Source organism: Polaromonas sp. P1_F6, from assembly GCF_056405695.1.
This window is the reverse complement of sequence record NZ_JBFUBQ010000004.1, coordinates 238,301-255,724: the sequence shown is the minus strand read 5'-3', so window position 1 is coordinate 255,724 and position 17,424 is coordinate 238,301. Positions and strand designations below refer to the sequence as shown.

Genomic DNA, 17,424 nt, shown 5'->3' with positions numbered 1-17,424 from the left:
CATGAACCAGCTGCTTGACGCCATGAAGGCGCCTTTGCCCAACCGGCTTACCACTGCTGACCCCGCCGCCTGGCCGGTAGCGCCCGGCTGGCGGCCGACCACCGATGCATTTTTTGGCAGTCCCACCGGCGAGAAGTTGCTGGGCTTTCTGCGAGGCCGCCTGGCGGAGGGTGTGACGATCTTTCCGCCGCAGCCGTTGCGCGCGCTGGAGCTTACGCCGCCCGAAGAAGTGCGTGTTGTCATCCTCGGTCAGGATCCGTACCATGGGTTGGGCCAGGCCGAGGGGCTGGCGTTTTCCGTCGCACCCGGTGTGGCCCTGCCGCCCTCGCTGCGCAACATCTTCAAGGAGTTGCAGCGCGACCTCGGGACGCCGCCGCCCCAGTTTCCGGTGCCCGGCGGCAGCCTGGTGAAGTGGGCGACACATGGGGTGCTGTTGCTCAACACCTGCCTGACGGTCGAGGAAGGGCTGCCGGCCAGCCACGCCGGCAAGGGCTGGGAGGTATTGACCGATACCCTGATCCGCCAGGTGGCGGAAGGCGACCACCCGGTGGTGTTCATGCTGTGGGGTGCACATGCCCAGAGCAAACGGTCGTTGATTGATGCGAAGCGTCACAAGGTGCTGGTGGCCAACCACCCGTCGCCGCTGTCGGCCATGCGGCCACCCTTGCCCTTTATTGGTTGCGGCCATTTCTCACAGGCGCGCGACTGGCGTGATGCACACCCAAAGGCCTGATTTGCTATTGTTTTAATAGCTGCTCGCGCTTGTCCTGTTTGGTTTGAAGGCCGAAAATCCATAAATTCTGAAGATGGGCTAAAACTCCGCCGGAAGGCTGCCCACGTAGTCGCGCCGGATATTGACCGTGCTTTGCAGGCCCAGCGCCTCGAAATGGCGGCGCAGCCAGCGTTTGGCCGCGCCCTGGCCCATCTCAAACAGTTTTTCGATCATGGCCGTATCGGCCGACATCTTGCTGGACGAGGGCAGGCTTTCCAGCGCCTCGCCGCCGTCGATGCGGTGCAGCAGCAGGCTCTTGTATTTCTCGCCCTCCTGCAAGCGGCCATCGGCCAGCAGGCGGTTGATGAAATCGATGGTCCGCATCTGGGACAGCAGGCTGGCGTTGAAGGTCAGCTCGTTCACCCGGTCTGCGATGTCGTGAGGCGTGTGGGGAATCTCGGGGCGCCGCAAGGGGTTGATCTGGACAACGATGATGTCGCGGCTGCTGCAATCACTGATGAGCGGCAGCAGCGAGGGATTGCTCGAAAACCCGCCATCCCAATAGTGCTGGTCGTCAATTTCAACCGCCTGAAACAGCGTGGGCAGGCAGGTGGACGCCATCACCGCCTGCAAAGTCAGGCGTTTGCCGGCAAAGATCTCTGCCCGGCCGGTGGTGACGTGGGTTGCCGATACGAAAGCCTTGGTTGTGTGCATGGCCGCAATGGCGTGAAAGTCGATTTCTGCCTCCAGCAGTTTGCGCAAAGGGTTGATGTCCAGCGGATTAGACTGGTAGGGTGACATCCACTGTGTCATTGCACTATTCATTAAGTTTGCACTCACTTTGTTAGCGGCCCAGCCCCCAATGAGCATCTTGCTGATGCTGTCAGCCATGGAGCCGAGGCTGCCCATGGCGGCAACGCCCTGCCAGACCCGGCTGAGCGACGCACGTGCCGCCTCCCGCGGGTTGGTTTTTTCGGGGGAATTGTCTTTTTGGGCGGTAGCGAATCCGTGTGCCAGCGCTACGGCGTTGACCGCCCCGGCGCTGGCACCGCTGATGCCGTCAAACTCGATGCGCTCGTCCGCCAGCAGGGCATCCAGCACGCCCCAGGTGAATGCACCGTGCGATCCGCCGCCTTGCAAAGCAAGATTGACCCGGCGCAGGGAAGACGGCTCAGCGGGGGAGGAAGGCAGTGCGGGTACGGTGACAGTGCTCATGCGTAGACGGTCTCACGTTATCCAGGTTGGCCGGTGGCGCGGGAGGGTGCCCGGGACGGCAATATCCATGCGACTCACTCTGGCATTGATGAAAGGCTGCCACATCATGCCCGAAGCCTGGCCGCAGCCGCCACGGGAGTGCGGCAGGGTCTGGGGATTAGGGCCGGACCGGGTTATGCCGCGTTTTCGGGGGCTTTCCGCGGTACCCACGGGCATCCCGGGGTGAAGGTTTGGTCGGGAGATGCGCTGGCGAGGCATGCGGCAGCTTTTTTTAATGCTTTTTGCCATGCCTTGGCATTTCGTCCGACATAAAACCGTGGCATAATCCGAGGTTCGCTTGAAGGATGGGTGCCCGAGTGGCTAAAGGGGGCAGACTGTAAATCTGTTGGCTAACGCCTACGCTGGTTCGAATCCAGCCTCATCCACCAGATTTTGTTTTGATTTTGGCAAGCGGGCGGCGCAAAGTAATCACGTAAAAGTGTGTCGCGTAAAGCGTGTTTTGGGTCGTAAGTGATTTTGGTGTGAGTTGAATTTGGCAGAGCTGCGCGGGAGTAGTTCAATGGTAGAACCCTAGCCTTCCAAGCTAATGACGCGGGTTCGATTCCCGTCTCCCGCTCCATAAAGCTGCTTTATGGTTCTGCTTTTGAATCTTGCGCCGGGTTGCAATTGTGGTTTTGAGTTCAGCCCTTTTGGCTCAGTGGTAGAGCACTCCCTTGGTAAGGGAGAGGTCGCGGGTCCGATTCCCGCAAAGGGCACCAAATTTTGAGTCGGTGTGGCGTACGAGGCGCTGTTGCTGGCTGTAGTGGTAACTGGTTTTGTAACTCTTTATAAATTTCTGGAGTTGAAAAAATGGCAAAAGGTAAATTTGAGCGGACCAAGCCGCACGTCAACGTAGGCACGATTGGCCACGTGGACCATGGCAAGACGACGCTGACGGCGGCGATCACGACCGTTCTGGCATCCAAGTTCGGCGGCGAAGCCAAGGGCTACGACCAAATTGACGCGGCGCCCGAAGAAAAAGCGCGCGGCATCACCATCAACACCGCCCACGTCGAGTACGAAACGGCCAACCGCCACTACGCCCACGTCGACTGCCCAGGCCACGCCGACTATGTGAAGAACATGATCACCGGCGCMGCCCAGATGGACGGCGCTATTYTGGTKTGYTCSGCCGCTGACGGCCCCATGCCCCAGACCCGCGAGCACATCCTGCTGGCCCGCCAGGTGGGCGTGCCYTACATCATCGTGTTCCTGAACAAGTGCGACATGGTTGACGACGCTGAGCTGCTCGAACTCGTCGAAATGGAAGTGCGCGAGTTGCTCGACAAATACGATTTCCCTGGCGACAAGACCCCCATCATCCACGGCAGCGCCAAGCTCGCCATGGAAGGCGACAAGGGCCCCCTGGGCGAAGAAGCCATCATGAAGCTGGCCGAAGCGCTGGACACCTACATTCCCCTGCCAGAGCGCGCTGTTGACGGCGCCTTCCTGATGCCCGTGGAAGACGTGTTCTCCATCTCCGGCCGCGGCACCGTCGTGACCGGCCGTGTCGAGCGCGGTGTGATCAAGGTCGGCGAAGAAATCGAAATTGTCGGTATTGCCGACACGCAAAAGACCACCTGCACCGGCGTGGAAATGTTCCGCAAGCTGCTCGACCAGGGTCAAGCTGGCGACAACGTCGGTATCCTCTTGCGCGGCACCAAGCGCGAAGACGTCCAGCGCGGCCAGGTGCTGTGCAAGCCCGGCTCCATCAAGCCACACACGCACTTCACCGGCGAGATCTACGTTCTGAGCAAGGACGAAGGCGGCCGCCACACGCCATTCTTCAACAACTATCGCCCCCAGTTCTACTTCCGCACGACGGACGTGACCGGTGCGATCGAGTTGCCAGAAGGCAAGGAAATGGTCATGCCAGGCGATAACGTGTCGATCACCGTCAAGCTGATCAACCCGATCGCCATGGAAGAAGGCCTGCGCTTTGCCATCCGCGAAGGCGGCAAGACCGTCGGCGCCGGCGTCGTTGCCAAAATCATTGCGTAATTTGTAAGGTTTGATGGAGGGGTATAGCTCAATTGGCAGAGCGTCGGTCTCCAAAACCGAAGGTTGTAGGTTCGATTCCTACTGCCCCTGCCACCCGGCTTTGATGAGTGTCGATGCTGAGGGTGGTTTGAAAAGATAAAAAGCAAGCCCGCCAGGAGTCAAAAACTCCAGGTGGGCTTAAGCGTCTGCAGAGACGCATGAAGATTGAACAGGAAATCGGCGACCATGGCCTCTTCTCAAGTTGAAACTGTCAGTACCAACGCCGACAAGGCCAGGTTGGCTGTGGCTGTCGCGCTGGTGCTGGCCTCGCTGGTGGGCTTCTATTTCTTTGCCAAGCAGGGTCAATTAGCCCAGTGGGGTGCCTTGATTGCTGGTTTGGTGGCGGCGGTTGCTGTGTTCATGACTTCGGAGTCGGGCAGGCAATTTGTGGCTTTTGGGCGCGACTCATGGCGCGAGGTCCGGAAAGTTGTCTGGCCGGCTCGTAAAGAAGCCATCCAGATGACGGCCTATGTATTCGGTTTTGTGGTGATCATGGCCTTGTTCTTGTGGCTTACGGACAAAACGCTCGAATGGGTGTTTTACGACCTGATCCTGGGATGGAAAAAATAATGAGCGATCTGAACGGCACGGTAGTCAGCGAAGTGGCGGCGGGAACGTCTCTCACGCCGACCCCAGGCATGCAGTGGTATGTCGTCCATGCCTATTCCGGCATGGAAAAAGCGGTCGAGCGCAACATCGTTGAGCGCATCAACCGCGCGGGCATGCAGTCCAAGTTTGGTCGTTTCCTGGTGCCCACTGAAGAGGTGGTTGAGATCAAGAACGGTCAGAAGAAGACGACCGAGCGCCGATTTTTTCCGGGCTATGTGCTGGTTGAAATGGTCATGGATGATGAGACCTGGCATCTGGTGAAACACACCAACAAGGTGACGGGTTTTGTCGGTGGCGCCAAGAATCGTCCGGCCCCGATCTCTGAGGAAGACGTTCAGAAGATCGTCAGCCAGATGCAGGTTGGCACCGAGAAACCGCGCCACAAGGTCGAGTTTGAAACGGGCGAATACGTCCGCGTCAAGGATGGTCCTTTCACCGACTTCAACGGTACGGTCGAAGAAGTCAATTACGACAAAAACAAGGTTCGCGTTTCAGTCACGATTTTCGGACGTGCAACGCCGGTAGAGCTGGAATTCAGCCAGATCGAAAAAACGTAATTTCGATTCGGTAAATAATTTCGCGCCTTGCAACTCGGCGCGAAACGGTCCTTGCGGATTGTTTTTGAGTTGTGTAACCCCCGGGGAGCCCGGACCTGCCTTGGCAGCGTTCAGGCGTTATGACCCGCAAGGAGAAAAGTATGGCGAAAAAAATCGTCGGCTTCATCAAGCTGCAAGTGCCAGCTGGTAAGGCCAACCCGTCCCCCCCGATCGGCCCTGCGCTCGGTCAGCGTGGCCTGAACATCATGGAATTCTGCAAGGCATTCAATGCGCAGACCCAAGGTGTTGAGCCAGGCTTGCCACTGCCTGTGGTGATCACGGCATTTGCCGACAAGAGTTTTACCTTCGTCATCAAGACGCCTCCGGCAGGCGTCCTGATCAAAAAAGCCATCAAGCTCGACAAGGGTTCGTCCACGCCGCACACGGTGAAGGTCGGCAAGATTTCCCGCGCACAGCTTGAAGAAATCGCCAAAACCAAAATGAAAGACATGACGGCTGCTGACCTCGACGCTGCAGTTCGTACGATTGCTGGCACGGCCCGCTCCATGGGCGTGTCGGTGGAGGGTGTTGTATGAGCAAACTGACCAAACGCCAAAAAACCATTGGCGACAAAATCGACAGCAACAAGCTGTACGCAATCTCCGACGCCCTTGGCCTCGTGAAGGAATTTGCTGTCGCCAAGTTCGATGAATCCATCGACGTGGCTGTGCAGCTCGGCATCGATGCCAAGAAATCCGACCAGGTCGTTCGCGGTGCTGTCGTGCTGCCAAACGGCACCGGCAAGACCAAGCGCGTGGCCGTGTTCGCCCAGGGTGCCAAGGCTGAAGAAGCCAAAGCCGCTGGCGCAGACATCGTCGGCATGGACGATCTGGCTGCCGAAATCAAGGCAGGCAAGATGGACTTCGACGTGGTGATTGCTTCCCCTGATGCCATGCGTATCGTGGGTACGCTGGGCCAAGTGCTCGGCCCCCGCGGCCTGATGCCCAACCCCAAGGTTGGCACCGTGACGCCTGACGTGGCGCAAGCCGTCAAGAATGCCAAAGCCGGCCAGGTCCAGTTCCGTGTCGACAAGGCCGGTATTGTTCACGGCACGATTGGCCGCCGCTCGTTCGACACCGCCAAGTTGCAAGGCAATCTGGCTGCACTGATCGACGCGTTGCAAAAAGCCAAGCCGGCTTCGAGCAAGGGTGTGTATTTGAAGAAAGTTGCGGTTTCGTCAACGATGGGTGTGGGCGTTCGCGTCGACACGCAAACCATCGCGGCGTAATCGCAGAAATTTGGGTGCCCCGCAAAGGGCGCCCAATGTGGTGGGCTGCCGGGGTTCGTTCCGGCAGGTCATCAAAGACCGTTGGCGTGGCAGGCTTTTTGGGCTTGCCGCTTAATCGAAAGACAGCCAACGCAGATGGCGGTCCCGCTGCAGATGGTTTTGCAAAGAATCTGAAACAGTTGGTCGCTGAACATGAGCGTGTTGAAGGTTGAAGGTGGTGAAAGCCGCTGGAAGCTGACCACACATTTTTAAGGAGTAGACCTTGAGTCTCAACCGCAGTGAGAAACAAGCCGTCATTGATGAAGTGACTGGCCTCGCCGCTAAAGCTCAAACGCTCGTGATGGCGGAATACCGTGGTATCACGGTCGCTGACATGACCCGTCTGCGCAGCCAAGCCCGCGACAAAGGCGTGAACCTGAGTGTTCTGAAGAACACCCTGGCTCGCCGTGCCGTGGCAGGCAGTGCATTCGAAGTCGTGTCCGACCAGATGACGGGCCCGCTGATCTATGGCTTTTCCACAGATGCTGTGGCTGCTGCAAAAGTAGTCGCTGACTTCGCAAAAACCAATGACAAATTGGTGATTCGCGGTGGTGCATTTGGCGGTAAATCCCTGGACGTGAACGGCGTGAAGCAACTGGCCAACATTCCTTCCAAGGAAGTGTTGCTCGCCCAGTTGTGTGGCTTGCTGATGTCGCCTATGTCGCGTACGGCCGTTGTGCTGGGCGCCCTGGCGGCCAAAAAGGGCGGCGGCGCAGCCGATGCCCCCGCAGCAGCTGAAGCTGTAGCAGCGTAATTTGTACCCAACTTTTTAGGAAATTCAAAATGGCATTCGATAAAGACGCATTTTTGACCGCGCTGGATAGCATGACGGTCCTCGAACTCAACGAACTGGTGAAATCCATCGAAGAGAAATTTGGCGTGAGCGCAGCTGCGATGGCTGCTCCCGCTGCTGGCGGTGGCGGCGGTGCTGCTGCAGCTGCTGAAGAGAAGACCGACTTCAATGTCGTGCTGCTCGAAGCTGGCGCCAACAAGGTGTCGGTCATCAAGGCCGTTCGCGAAATCACCGGTCTGGGCCTCAAAGAGGCCAAGGACCTGGTTGACGGCGCTCCGAAGAACGTCAAGGAAGGCGCTCCAAAGGCTGACGCAGAAGCTGCGAAGAAGAAGCTCGAAGAAGCTGGCGCGAAAGTCGAACTCAAGTAATTCTTGGTGTTTGAGAAGGCTGGAAGACCGTAGTCGGGCTTCCAGCCTTTCGTGTTTCAAGGAACACACCGAAAAGCAGACTTAACCGTCTGCTTTCCAGTGTTCTTCGAACCCTGACAGGCCTGCAGCCTGTTCAGTGTTTTGTAGAAACACTGGAAAAATGATTGATACCAGTCCTTTTTCCAGTGTTTTCTGACCCCGACTGCAGAAAACGCCTTGGTTCGGGTGACGTGCAATGCGTCACCGTCCGCCATGGTTGGTAGTGGCCAACCACCAAGCTGCCTGAATACGTGGTGTATTCGGGCACGAGAGTCGCCAGAGCCCATCAACGCGGAGAACTCATGGCCTATTCCTACACCGAACGTAAACGCATCCGCAAAAGCTTCGGCAACCGCGAAAGCGTGTTGACTGTTCCCTATTTGCTGCAAATGCAGAAAGACGCGTACACAGCGTTCCTGCAAGCCGACCGTGCGCCTCAAAAGCGGACCGTTGAAGGCCTGCAGGCAGCGTTTGAAAACGCCTTCCCCATCGTCTCGCACAATGGTTTTGTCGAGATGAAGTTCATCGAGTACAACCTGGCCAAACCCGCATTTGACGTGCGCGAGTGCCAGACTCGTGGCCTTACTTTCGCCTCGGCCGTACGTGCCAAGGTGCAGCTGATCATTTATGACCGCGAATCCTCCACATCGCAGTCCAAGGTGGTCAAGGAAGTCAAAGAGCAAGAGGTCTACATGGGCGAAGTGCCGCTCATGACCGACAAGGGCTCTTTTGTGATCAACGGGACCGAACGCGTGATCGTGTCCCAGTTGCACCGGTCGCCTGGCGTGTTTTTTGAACACGACAAGGGCAAGACCCACAGCTCGGGCAAGCTCCTGTTTTCGGCCCGTATCATTCCCTACCGCGGTTCGTGGCTCGACTTCGAGTTCGACCCCAAAGACATCCTGTACTTCCGGGTTGACCGTCGTCGCAAGATGCCTGTCACGATTCTGCTTAAGGCCATTGGCCTGAACCCGGAATCCATCCTGGCCAATTTCTTTGTGTTCGACAATTTCCGCCTGATGGATAGCGGTGCACAGATGGAATTCGTAGCCGAGCGCATGCGCGGTGAAGTGGCCCGTTTCGACATTACCGACAAAAACGGCAAGGTCGTGGTCGCGAAAGACAAGCGCATCACGGTTCGCCATACCCGCGAGCTGGAGCAAAGCGGCACCACGACGATCAGCGTTCCCGAAGATTTCCTGATCGGCCGTGTGGTCGCCAAGAACATCGTTGATGCTGAGACCGGTGAAATCATCGCCAAGGCCAATGATGAACTGAGCGAAGTGCTGCTGAAGAAGTTGCGCGTTGCCGGCGTGCAGGACCTGCAGGTTTTGTATACCAATGAACTCGACCAGGGTTCGTACATTTCCCAGACTTTGCGCTCCGACGAAACCGCAGACGAGTTTGCTGCGCGCGTTGCCATCTACCGCATGATGCGCCCCGGCGAGCCACCCACCGAAGATGCCGTGCAGGCCCTGTTCCAGCGCTTGTTCTACAACCCGGATACCTACGATCTGTCCAAGGTCGGCCGCATGAAGTTCAATGCCCGCGTGGGCCGTGATTCGTCCACTGGCCCCATGGTCATGACCAACGAGGACATCCTCGCTGTCGTCAAGATCCTGGTGGACCTGCGCAACGGCAACGGTGAAGTCGATGATATTGACCACCTCGGCAATCGCCGCGTGCGTTGTGTCGGCGAACTCGCTGAAAACCAGTACCGTACCGGTCTGGCACGTATCGAAAAGGCCGTGAAAGAGCGTCTCGGCCAGGCCGAGCAAGAGCCGCTGATGCCGCACGATCTCATCAACAGCAAACCGATTTCGGCTGCGCTGAAAGAGTTCTTCGGTGCATCGCAACTCTCGCAGTTCATGGACCAGACCAACCCGCTGGCCGAAATCACCCACAAGCGCCGTGTATCGGCTCTTGGCCCGGGCGGTTTGACCCGCGAACGCGCCGGTTTTGAAGTGCGCGACGTGCACGTGACCCATTACGGACGCGTCTGCCCGATTGAAACGCCTGAAGGTCCGAACATCGGTCTGATCAACTCGCTGGCCTTGTATGCCCGCCTCAACGAATACGGTTTCATTGAAACCCCGTATCGCCGTGTGGTGGACGCCAAAATCACCGACCAGATCGACTACCTGTCGGCCATCGAAGAAGGCAAATACGTCATCGCCCAGGCCAACGCGGCTCTGGACGATGCCGGCAAGCTGACCGGTGACCTCGTGTCTGCCCGGGAAAACGGTGAGTCCGTACTGGTGGGCGCAGAACGCGTCCAGTACATGGACGTGTCTCCTGCACAGATCGTCTCGGTGGCGGCTTCCCTGGTTCCGTTCCTCGAGCATGATGACGCCAACCGCGCGTTGATGGGCGCCAACATGTCCCGTCAGGCCGTGCCTGTACTGCGCCCTGAAAAGCCGCTGGTCGGCACGGGCATTGAGCGGGTTGCTGCGGTTGACTCCGGCACCGTGGTGACTGCCAATCGCGGCGGTGTGGTGGACTACGTTGATGCAACCCGTATCGTGGTGCGCGTCAACGACGCAGAAGCCCTCGCCGGCGAAGTCGGTGTGGACATCTACAACCTGATCAAGTACCAGCGTTCCAACCAGAACACCAACATCCACCAGCGTCCTATTGTTAAGATCGGCGACAAGCTGGCCAAGGGTGACGTGATTGCCGACGGTGCATCGACTGACCTGGGCGAAATCGCCATTGGCCAGAACATGCTGATCGCGTTCATGCCATGGAACGGCTACAACTTCGAGGATTCGATCCTGATCTCCGAGCGCGTAGTGGCCGAAGACCGCTACACCTCGATTCACATCGAAGAACTCGTCGTGATGGCCCGTGACACCAAGCTGGGTGCCGAAGAAATCACGCGCGACATTCCCAATCTGTCCGAGCAACAGCTGAACCGCCTCGACGAGTCCGGCATCATTTATGTCGGCGCTGAAGTCCAGCCGGGCGACACGCTGGTCGGCAAGGTCACGCCCAAGGGCGAGACCACGCTGACACCGGAAGAAAAGCTGCTGCGCGCCATCTTCGGCGAAAAAGCCAGCGATGTGAAAGACACTTCGCTGCGCGTGAGCCAAGGCTCGCAAGGCACCGTGATCGACGTGCAGGTCTTCACCCGTGAAGGCATCGTGCGTGACAAGCGCGCCCAGCAGATCATTGACGACGAACTCAAGCGCTTCCGCCTGGACCTGAACGACCAGTTGCGCATCGTCGAGGCCGATGCGTTCGACCGTATCGAAAAACTGCTGATAGGCAAGGTTGCCAACGGCGGCCCGAAGAAGCTGGCCAAGGGCACCAAGATCGACAAGGCCTATCTGGCCGATGTCGAGAAGTACCACTGGTTTGACATCCGTCCTGCCGATGACGAAGTGGCTGCGCAGCTCGAAAGCGTCAAGAACTCGATGGAGCAGACGCGCCACAGCTTCGACCTGTCTTTCGAAGAAAAGCGCAAAAAACTCACGCAGGGCGACGAGTTGCCAGCGGGCGTGCTCAAGATGGTCAAGGTTTACCTGGCCGTCAAGCGCCGCCTGCAGCCTGGCGACAAGATGGCCGGCCGTCACGGCAACAAGGGTGTCGTGTCCAAGATCGTTCCGGTCGAAGACATGCCGCACATGGCCGATGGCACACCGTGCGACATCGTGCTGAACCCGCTGGGCGTGCCTTCACGGATGAACGTGGGCCAGGTGCTTGAGGTGCATCTGGGCTGGGCCGCCAAGGGCCTGGGCCATCGCATCGGGGACATGCTGCAAGCCGAAGCCAAGGTGCAGGAAATCCGCAAGTTCATGGAAACGATCTACAACAAGTCAGGCCGCGCAGAGGACCTGGCGAAGTTGTCGGATACCGACATCATCGAGATGGCCGGCAACCTCACCACTGGCGTGCCTTTTGCCACTCCCGTGTTTGACGGTGCTTCCGAGGCCGAGATCATGGGCATGCTCCAGCTGGCGTATCCGGACGACATTGCCAAGGCCAAGGGCCTGACGGCAACGCGTACCCAGGCCCAGCTGTATGACGGCCGTACGGGTGATGCGTTCGAGCGCACGACCACGGTGGGCTACATGCACTTCCTGAAACTTCACCACCTGGTGGACGACAAGATGCATGCACGGTCGACCGGTCCTTACTCGCTCGTCACCCAGCAGCCGCTGGGCGGCAAGGCGCAGTTCGGCGGACAGCGTTTCGGCGAGATGGAGGTCTGGGCGCTGGAAGCGTACGGCGCCGCCTACACGCTGCAGGAAATGCTCACCGTCAAGTCGGACGACGTGCAGGGCCGTACCAAGGTCTACGAAAGTATCGTCAAGGGCGAGCACGCGATCACGGCCGGCATGCCCGAGTCGTTCAACGTGCTGGTCAAGGAAATCCGCTCGCTCGGTATCGACATCGAACTCGAACGCAGCTAATCAACAGGAAAGAAAAGGATTTAACTCATGAAATCATTACTCGACCTGTTCAAGCAATTCACGCCGGATGAGCATTTTGATGCCATCAAGATCGGCATGGCTTCGCCCGAGAAGATCCGTTCGTGGTCTTTCGGCGAAGTGAAGAAGCCTGAAACCATCAACTACCGTACCTTCAAGCCAGAGCGCGACGGTCTTTTTTGCGCCAAGATCTTTGGCCCCATCAAGGACTACGAATGCCTGTGCGGCAAGTACAAGCGCCTGAAACACCGCGGTGTCATCTGCGAAAAGTGCGGCGTTGAAGTCACACAAACCAAGGTTCGCCGCGAGCGCATGGGTCACATCGATCTGGCCGCACCGTGCGCGCACATCTGGTTCCTGAAGTCGCTGCCGTCGCGCCTGGGCCTGGTGCTCGACATGACGCTGCGCGACATCGAACGCGTGCTGTACTTTGAAGCATATGTAGTCACCGACCCCGGCATGACCCCGCTGAAGAAATTCAGCATCATGTCGGAAGACGACTATGACGCCAAGCGCAAGGAATACGGTGATGAATACACCGCCAAGATGGGCGCGGAAGGCATCAAGGACCTGCTCGAAGGGCTGGATCTCGACGTTGAAATCGAGAAGCTGCGCAACGACCTGACCGGTTCCGAAATCAAGATCAAGAAGAACGCCAAGCGCTTGAAATTGATGGAAGCGTTCAAGAAGTCCGGCATCAAACCGGGCTGGATGGTGCTCGACGTGCTGCCTGTGCTGCCGCCGGACCTGCGTCCGCTGGTGCCACTGGACGGCGGCCGTTTTGCGACCTCCGACCTGAACGACCTGTATCGCCGCGTGATCAACCGCAACAGCCGTCTGCGCCGTTTGCTGGAGCTGAAGGCGCCTGAAATCATTGCCCGCAATGAAAAGCGCATGCTGCAGGAAGCTGTGGACTCGTTGCTCGACAACGGACGCCGCGGTAAGGCCATGACGGGCGCCAACAAGCGCGCACTGAAGTCTCTGGCCGACATGATCAAGGGCAAGTCAGGCCGTTTCCGCCAGAATTTGCTGGGCAAACGCGTCGACTACTCCGGCCGTTCCGTGATCACCGTGGGCCCAACACTCAAGCTGCACCAGTGCGGCTTGCCCAAGCTCATGGCGCTGGAACTGTTCAAGCCCTTCATCTTTGCGCAGCTTGAGTCGCGCGGCATCGCCACGACGATCAAGGCAGCCAAGAAGGAAGTCGAATCCGGCACGCCAGTGGTGTGGGACATCCTGGAAGAGGTGATCAAAGAGCACCCTGTGATGCTGAACCGTGCGCCTACGCTGCACCGTTTGGGCATTCAGGCCTTTGAACCCATCCTGATCGAGGGCAAAGCCATCCAGCTGCATCCGCTCGTCTGTTCGGCCTTCAATGCCGACTTCGACGGTGACCAAATGGCTGTCCACGTACCACTGTCGGTAGAAGCACAGATGGAAGCCCGCACCCTGATGCTGGCTTCGAACAACATCCTGTTCCCTGCCAACGGCGAACCGTCCATCGTTCCTTCGCAGGACGTTGTGCTGGGCCTGTACTACACGACCCGCGACCGTACCAACGGCAAGGGCGAAGGCCTGGTGTTCTCCGACACCGGCGAAGTGCGCCGGGCATTTGACGCGGGTGAGCTTGACCTGAACGCCCGCATCAGCGTGCGCCTGACCGAGTACACCAAAGACAAGGCCACCGGCGAATTTGTGCCGTCGACCAAGCTGTGGGAAACCACGGGCGGCCGTGCACTGCTGTCCGAGATCCTGCCCAAAGGTTTGCCTTTCTCCAACATCAACAAGGCGTTGAAGAAAAAGGAAATCTCCAAGCTGATCAACGTGTCTTTCCGCAAGTGCGGATTGAAAGAGACCGTGGTGTTTGCCGACAAGCTGCTGCAGTCGGGCTTCCGCCTGGCGACAAAAGCCGGCATCTCGATCTGCATCGACGACATGCTGATCCCCAAGGAAAAGCCCGCCATCATTGCGCGCGCACAAAAGGAAGTCAAAGAAATCGAGCAGCAGTATGTCTCGGGTCTCGTGACGTCCGGCGAGCGCTACAACAAGGTGGTCGACATCTGGGGCAAGTCCGGCGACGAAGTGTCCAAGGTGATGATGGCCCAGCTTTCGAAAGAAAAAGTACTGGACCGCAACGGCAAGGAAGTCGAGCAGGAGTCCTTCAACTCCATCTACATGATGGCCGACTCCGGCGCCCGCGGTTCCGCTGCGCAGATTCGCCAGGTCGCCGGTATGCGCGGTTTGATGGCCAAGCCAGACGGCTCCATCATCGAAACGCCGATTACCGCCAACTTCCGTGAAGGCCTGAACGTGCTGGAGTACTTCATCTCCACCCACGGTGCCCGTAAGGGTCTGGCCGATACGGCGCTGAAAACGGCCAACTCCGGCTACCTGACGCGCCGCCTTTGCGACGTGGTTCAGGATCTGGTGGTCACCGAAGAAGATTGCGGCACGCAAGAGGGTTCCCTCATGCGCGCCATCGTCGAAGGTGGTGAAGTCATCGAATCGTTGCGCGACCGTATCCTCGGCCGCACAGCGGTCGAAGACATCCTGCACCCGGAAAACCGCTCGGTGCTGGCCAAGGCCGGGGTCATGCTGGACGAAGACCTGATCGAAGAGCTCGAAGCAGCCGGCGTGGACGAAGTGAAAGTGCGCACGGCACTGACCTGCGAAACCCGTTTCGGTCTGTGCGCCAAGTGCTATGGCCGAGATCTGGGTCGCGGCGGCCTCATCAACATCGGCGAAGCCGTCGGTATCATCGCCGCGCAGTCGATCGGTGAGCCCGGCACGCAGCTGACGATGCGGACCTTCCACATCGGCGGCGCCGCATCGCGCGCAGCGATTGCCTCCAGCGTCGAAGCCAAGTCCAACGGCGTGATCGGTTTCAATGCGCCGATGCGCTATGTGACCAACAGCAAGGGCGAGCTGGTCGTGATCGCCCGTTCCGGCGAGATCATCATCCATGATGAACACGGCCGTGAGCGTGAGCGCCACAAGGTGCCGTACGGTGCCACGTTGACCGTCAAGGCCGACCAGACCATCAAGGCCGGCGCCATTCTGGCCAACTGGGATCCGCTGACGCGCCCCATCATTACCGAGTTCGCCGGCAAGGTGGCCTTCGAGAATGTGGAAGAAGGCGTGACGGTTGCCAAGCAGGTTGACGATGTGACGGGTCTGTCCACCCTGGTGGTGATCGATCCGAAACGCCGCGGCGCCACGAAAGTGATCCGTCCGCAGGTCAAGCTGATTGACGCCTCCGGCCATGAAGTCAAGATCCCCGGCACCGATCACTCGGTGACGATTGGCTTCCAGGTGGGTGCGCTGGTCCAGGTGCGTGACGGCCAGGACGTGGGCCCCGGCGAAGTGCTGGCCCGCATCCCGATCGAAGGCCAGAAGACCCGCGACATTACCGGCGGTCTGCCGCGTGTTGCCGAGCTCTTCGAAGCCCGTACGCCGAAAGACAAGGGCACGTTGGCTGAAATGACCGGTACTGTGTCCTTCGGTAAAGAAACCAAAGGCAAGGTCCGCTTGCAGATCACTGATCCTGAAGGCAAGGTCTGGGAAGACCTGGTTCCGAAGGAAAAGAACATCCTGGTGCACGAAGGCCAGGTGGTCAACAAGGGCGAGTCGATTGTGGACGGCCCGGCCGACCCGCAAGACATCCTGCGCCTGCTGGGTATGGAAGAGCTGGCACGCTACATCGTCGACGAAGTGCAGGACGTTTACCGTCTGCAGGGCGTGAAGATCAACGACAAGCACATTGAAGTGATTGTTCGCCAGATGCTGCGCCGCGTGGTCGTTGAAAACGTGGGTGACTCCAGCTACATCGCTGGTGAACAGGTCGAGCGTTCTGCCATGCTGGATGCCAACGACGCCCTGCGCGCTGACGGCAAGATTCCGGCAACGTTCAGCAACTTGTTGCTCGGTATCACCAAGGCTTCGCTGTCGACCGATTCGTTCATTTCTGCGGCTTCCTTCCAGGAAACCACCCGCGTGCTCACCGAGGCTGCCATCATGGGCAAGCGCGACGAGTTGCGTGGCCTGAAAGAAAACGTGATCGTCGGCCGCCTGATTCCCGCCGGTACCGGCATGGCCTACCACGAGGCACGCAAAGCCAAGGACCAGATGGACGACGCAGAGCGCCGCGCCATCGCTGAAGCCGAAGCGGCCGAGCTCGAAGCCATGCCCGCCGCAGCCGAAGCGGGTGGCGACAGCGCGGCTTCCGAGTAAGCCAGACTGACTCCCGCGCCGTAAAAGGCGCCAGGCCCCACATCCCGCAAGGGTGTGGGGCTTTTTTTATGGCAGGACGTCCGTCGCGTGGCAATCATGCAGGCGGGGATCTAAGCGAAATTGGGGTTTTGCGCATATCGGACGTGCGCAATCAGCTATAAAAATCATAGCGTTTGGTGGCAATCAAAAACAGCCTGCAAGCTTGCCGATTGAGCCCAAAAACAGTTAACCTCGCGGCAGTCGCCCGCCGAGCTGTCGGGTGAGTGTCAGCTCATGTCGCACCAAGGAATATCCATGCCTCTTAGCACGCTTGTTTTCGTCATTGTGTTTGCCTTGCTGGTTTTCTGGGCCGTAGGCGCCTACAACCGGCTGGTTCGGCTGAAAAACATCATTGCCAACGCTTTCGCCCAGATCGATGTGCAGCTCAAGCGCCGCTACGACCTGATTCCCAATCTGGTCGAAGCCGCCAAAAAATACCTGCAGCATGAGCAAAGCACGCTTGAGGCGGTGATGCTTGCGCGCAACCAGGCGCGCACGGCCAGCGATGCGGTGCGCAGCCGCCCGGCCAATGCTGGCGCCGTTGTGGCGCTGGCCGCCGCCGAGCAGTCGCTGGACGGCAGCCTGGGGCGGCTTTTTGCCGTAGCCGAGGCCTACCCCGAACTCAAGGCCGACCAGACCATTCGTGAACTCAGCGAAGAGCTCACCAGCACCGAAAACAAGGTCGGTTTTGCCAGGCAGGCTTATAACGATGCCGTGCTGGACTACAACAATGCGCAGGGGCAGTTTCCCGCGCTGCTGATTGCCCGCACGTTCGGTTTTGCGCCCTCAGCCATGCTGCGCGCAACCGAAACACCGGCCGAGCGTCAGGCTGTGCGTGTCCAGTTCTGAAAACGTGGCCCCCACGCTTGTCACTTCGTGTATCACGCGAGGCCTTGCAGGCCGCGGCTCKCGAGACGCTTCGCCTCTGTCGCCTGTCCAAAGCTGCTCAAGCAGCTTTGGAGCCGCAGGCTCCAGCCCCTCGGGGGTCGCTACGCCTGCGGCCCGGCAAAGCCGGTTCCGCGGCCCTGGCTGGTTTGGATCCTC

Annotated in this window: 12 protein-coding genes and 4 tRNA genes; 15 read left to right on the top strand and 1 reads right to left on the bottom strand. The window is 58.9% G+C overall.

What is annotated here, in order from left to right:
* Nucleotide 1 precedes the first annotated feature (1 nt).
* Nucleotides 2-733 (top strand): uracil-DNA glycosylase, encoded by a 732-nt coding sequence (locus tag AC1DY9_RS14485; RefSeq protein ID WP_457282282.1) that lies wholly within the window; start codon nucleotides 2-4, stop codon nucleotides 731-733.
* A gap of 78 nt (nucleotides 734-811) precedes the next feature.
* On the opposite strand, the gene AC1DY9_RS14480 is transcribed toward AC1DY9_RS14485, so the two are convergent.
* On the bottom strand, nucleotides 812-1,927 hold the full coding sequence (locus tag AC1DY9_RS14480; RefSeq protein ID WP_457282281.1) for a patatin-like phospholipase family protein: 1,116 nt from the start codon (nucleotides 1,925-1,927) through the stop codon (nucleotides 812-814).
* 342 nt (nucleotides 1,928-2,269) lie between these two features.
* On the opposite strand from AC1DY9_RS14480, the gene AC1DY9_RS14475 reads away from it, so the two are divergent.
* The 14 genes from AC1DY9_RS14475 to AC1DY9_RS14410 all read left to right on the top strand — a co-directional run bounded on the left by AC1DY9_RS14475 (nucleotide 2,270) and on the right by AC1DY9_RS14410 (nucleotide 17,229).
* Nucleotides 2,270-2,355, top strand: a tRNA-Tyr gene (locus AC1DY9_RS14475).
* Between the two features lie 117 nt (nucleotides 2,356-2,472).
* Nucleotides 2,473-2,546: transfer RNA gene (locus tag AC1DY9_RS14470), tRNA-Gly, on the top strand.
* A gap of 64 nt (nucleotides 2,547-2,610) precedes the next feature.
* Nucleotides 2,611-2,685 (top strand) — tRNA-Thr (locus tag AC1DY9_RS14465).
* Nucleotides 2,686-2,776: 91 nt separating this feature from the next.
* A complete protein-coding gene (tuf, locus tag AC1DY9_RS14460) occupies nucleotides 2,777-3,967 on the top strand; it encodes an elongation factor Tu (RefSeq protein ID WP_436155802.1) in 1,191 nt (396 codons plus the stop codon).
* A 17-nt stretch (nucleotides 3,968-3,984) separates the two neighbouring features.
* Nucleotides 3,985-4,060, top strand: a tRNA-Trp gene (locus AC1DY9_RS14455).
* A 132-nt stretch (nucleotides 4,061-4,192) separates the two neighbouring features.
* A complete protein-coding gene (gene secE / locus AC1DY9_RS14450) occupies nucleotides 4,193-4,576 on the top strand; it encodes a preprotein translocase subunit SecE (protein WP_457282625.1) in 384 nt (127 codons plus the stop codon).
* A gap of 68 nt (nucleotides 4,577-4,644) precedes the next feature.
* Nucleotides 4,645-5,172, top strand: coding sequence for a transcription termination/antitermination protein NusG (gene nusG / locus AC1DY9_RS14445; RefSeq protein WP_228778638.1), 528 nt, complete (start codon nucleotides 4,645-4,647; stop codon nucleotides 5,170-5,172).
* Between the two features lie 140 nt (nucleotides 5,173-5,312).
* Nucleotides 5,313-5,747, top strand: coding sequence for a 50S ribosomal protein L11 (gene rplK / locus AC1DY9_RS14440; RefSeq protein ID WP_007871338.1), 435 nt, complete (start codon nucleotides 5,313-5,315; stop codon nucleotides 5,745-5,747).
* Nucleotides 5,744-6,439, top strand: a complete 696-nt coding sequence (gene rplA / locus AC1DY9_RS14435) for a 50S ribosomal protein L1 (protein ID WP_457282626.1) — start codon at nucleotides 5,744-5,746, stop codon at nucleotides 6,437-6,439. Before rplK ends, rplA begins: the two co-directional genes overlap by 4 nt.
* Before the next feature lie 262 nt (nucleotides 6,440-6,701).
* Nucleotides 6,702-7,232, top strand: coding sequence for a 50S ribosomal protein L10 (gene rplJ / locus AC1DY9_RS14430; RefSeq protein ID WP_457282627.1), 531 nt, complete (start codon nucleotides 6,702-6,704; stop codon nucleotides 7,230-7,232).
* A gap of 29 nt (nucleotides 7,233-7,261) precedes the next feature.
* On the top strand, nucleotides 7,262-7,639 hold the full coding sequence (rplL, locus tag AC1DY9_RS14425) for a 50S ribosomal protein L7/L12 (protein ID WP_431094480.1): 378 nt from the start codon (nucleotides 7,262-7,264) through the stop codon (nucleotides 7,637-7,639).
* A gap of 341 nt (nucleotides 7,640-7,980) precedes the next feature.
* Nucleotides 7,981-12,093, top strand: a complete 4,113-nt coding sequence (rpoB, locus tag AC1DY9_RS14420; RefSeq protein ID WP_457306669.1) for a DNA-directed RNA polymerase subunit beta — start codon at nucleotides 7,981-7,983, stop codon at nucleotides 12,091-12,093.
* A gap of 27 nt (nucleotides 12,094-12,120) precedes the next feature.
* Nucleotides 12,121-16,341, top strand: a complete 4,221-nt coding sequence (gene rpoC / locus AC1DY9_RS14415) for a DNA-directed RNA polymerase subunit beta' (RefSeq protein ID WP_457282629.1) — start codon at nucleotides 12,121-12,123, stop codon at nucleotides 16,339-16,341.
* A gap of 294 nt (nucleotides 16,342-16,635) precedes the next feature.
* Entirely contained in the window at nucleotides 16,636-17,229 is a 594-nt protein-coding gene (locus AC1DY9_RS14410; protein ID WP_457282630.1) for a LemA family protein, read from the top strand.
* The last annotated feature ends 195 nt before the right edge of the window (nucleotides 17,230-17,424 follow it).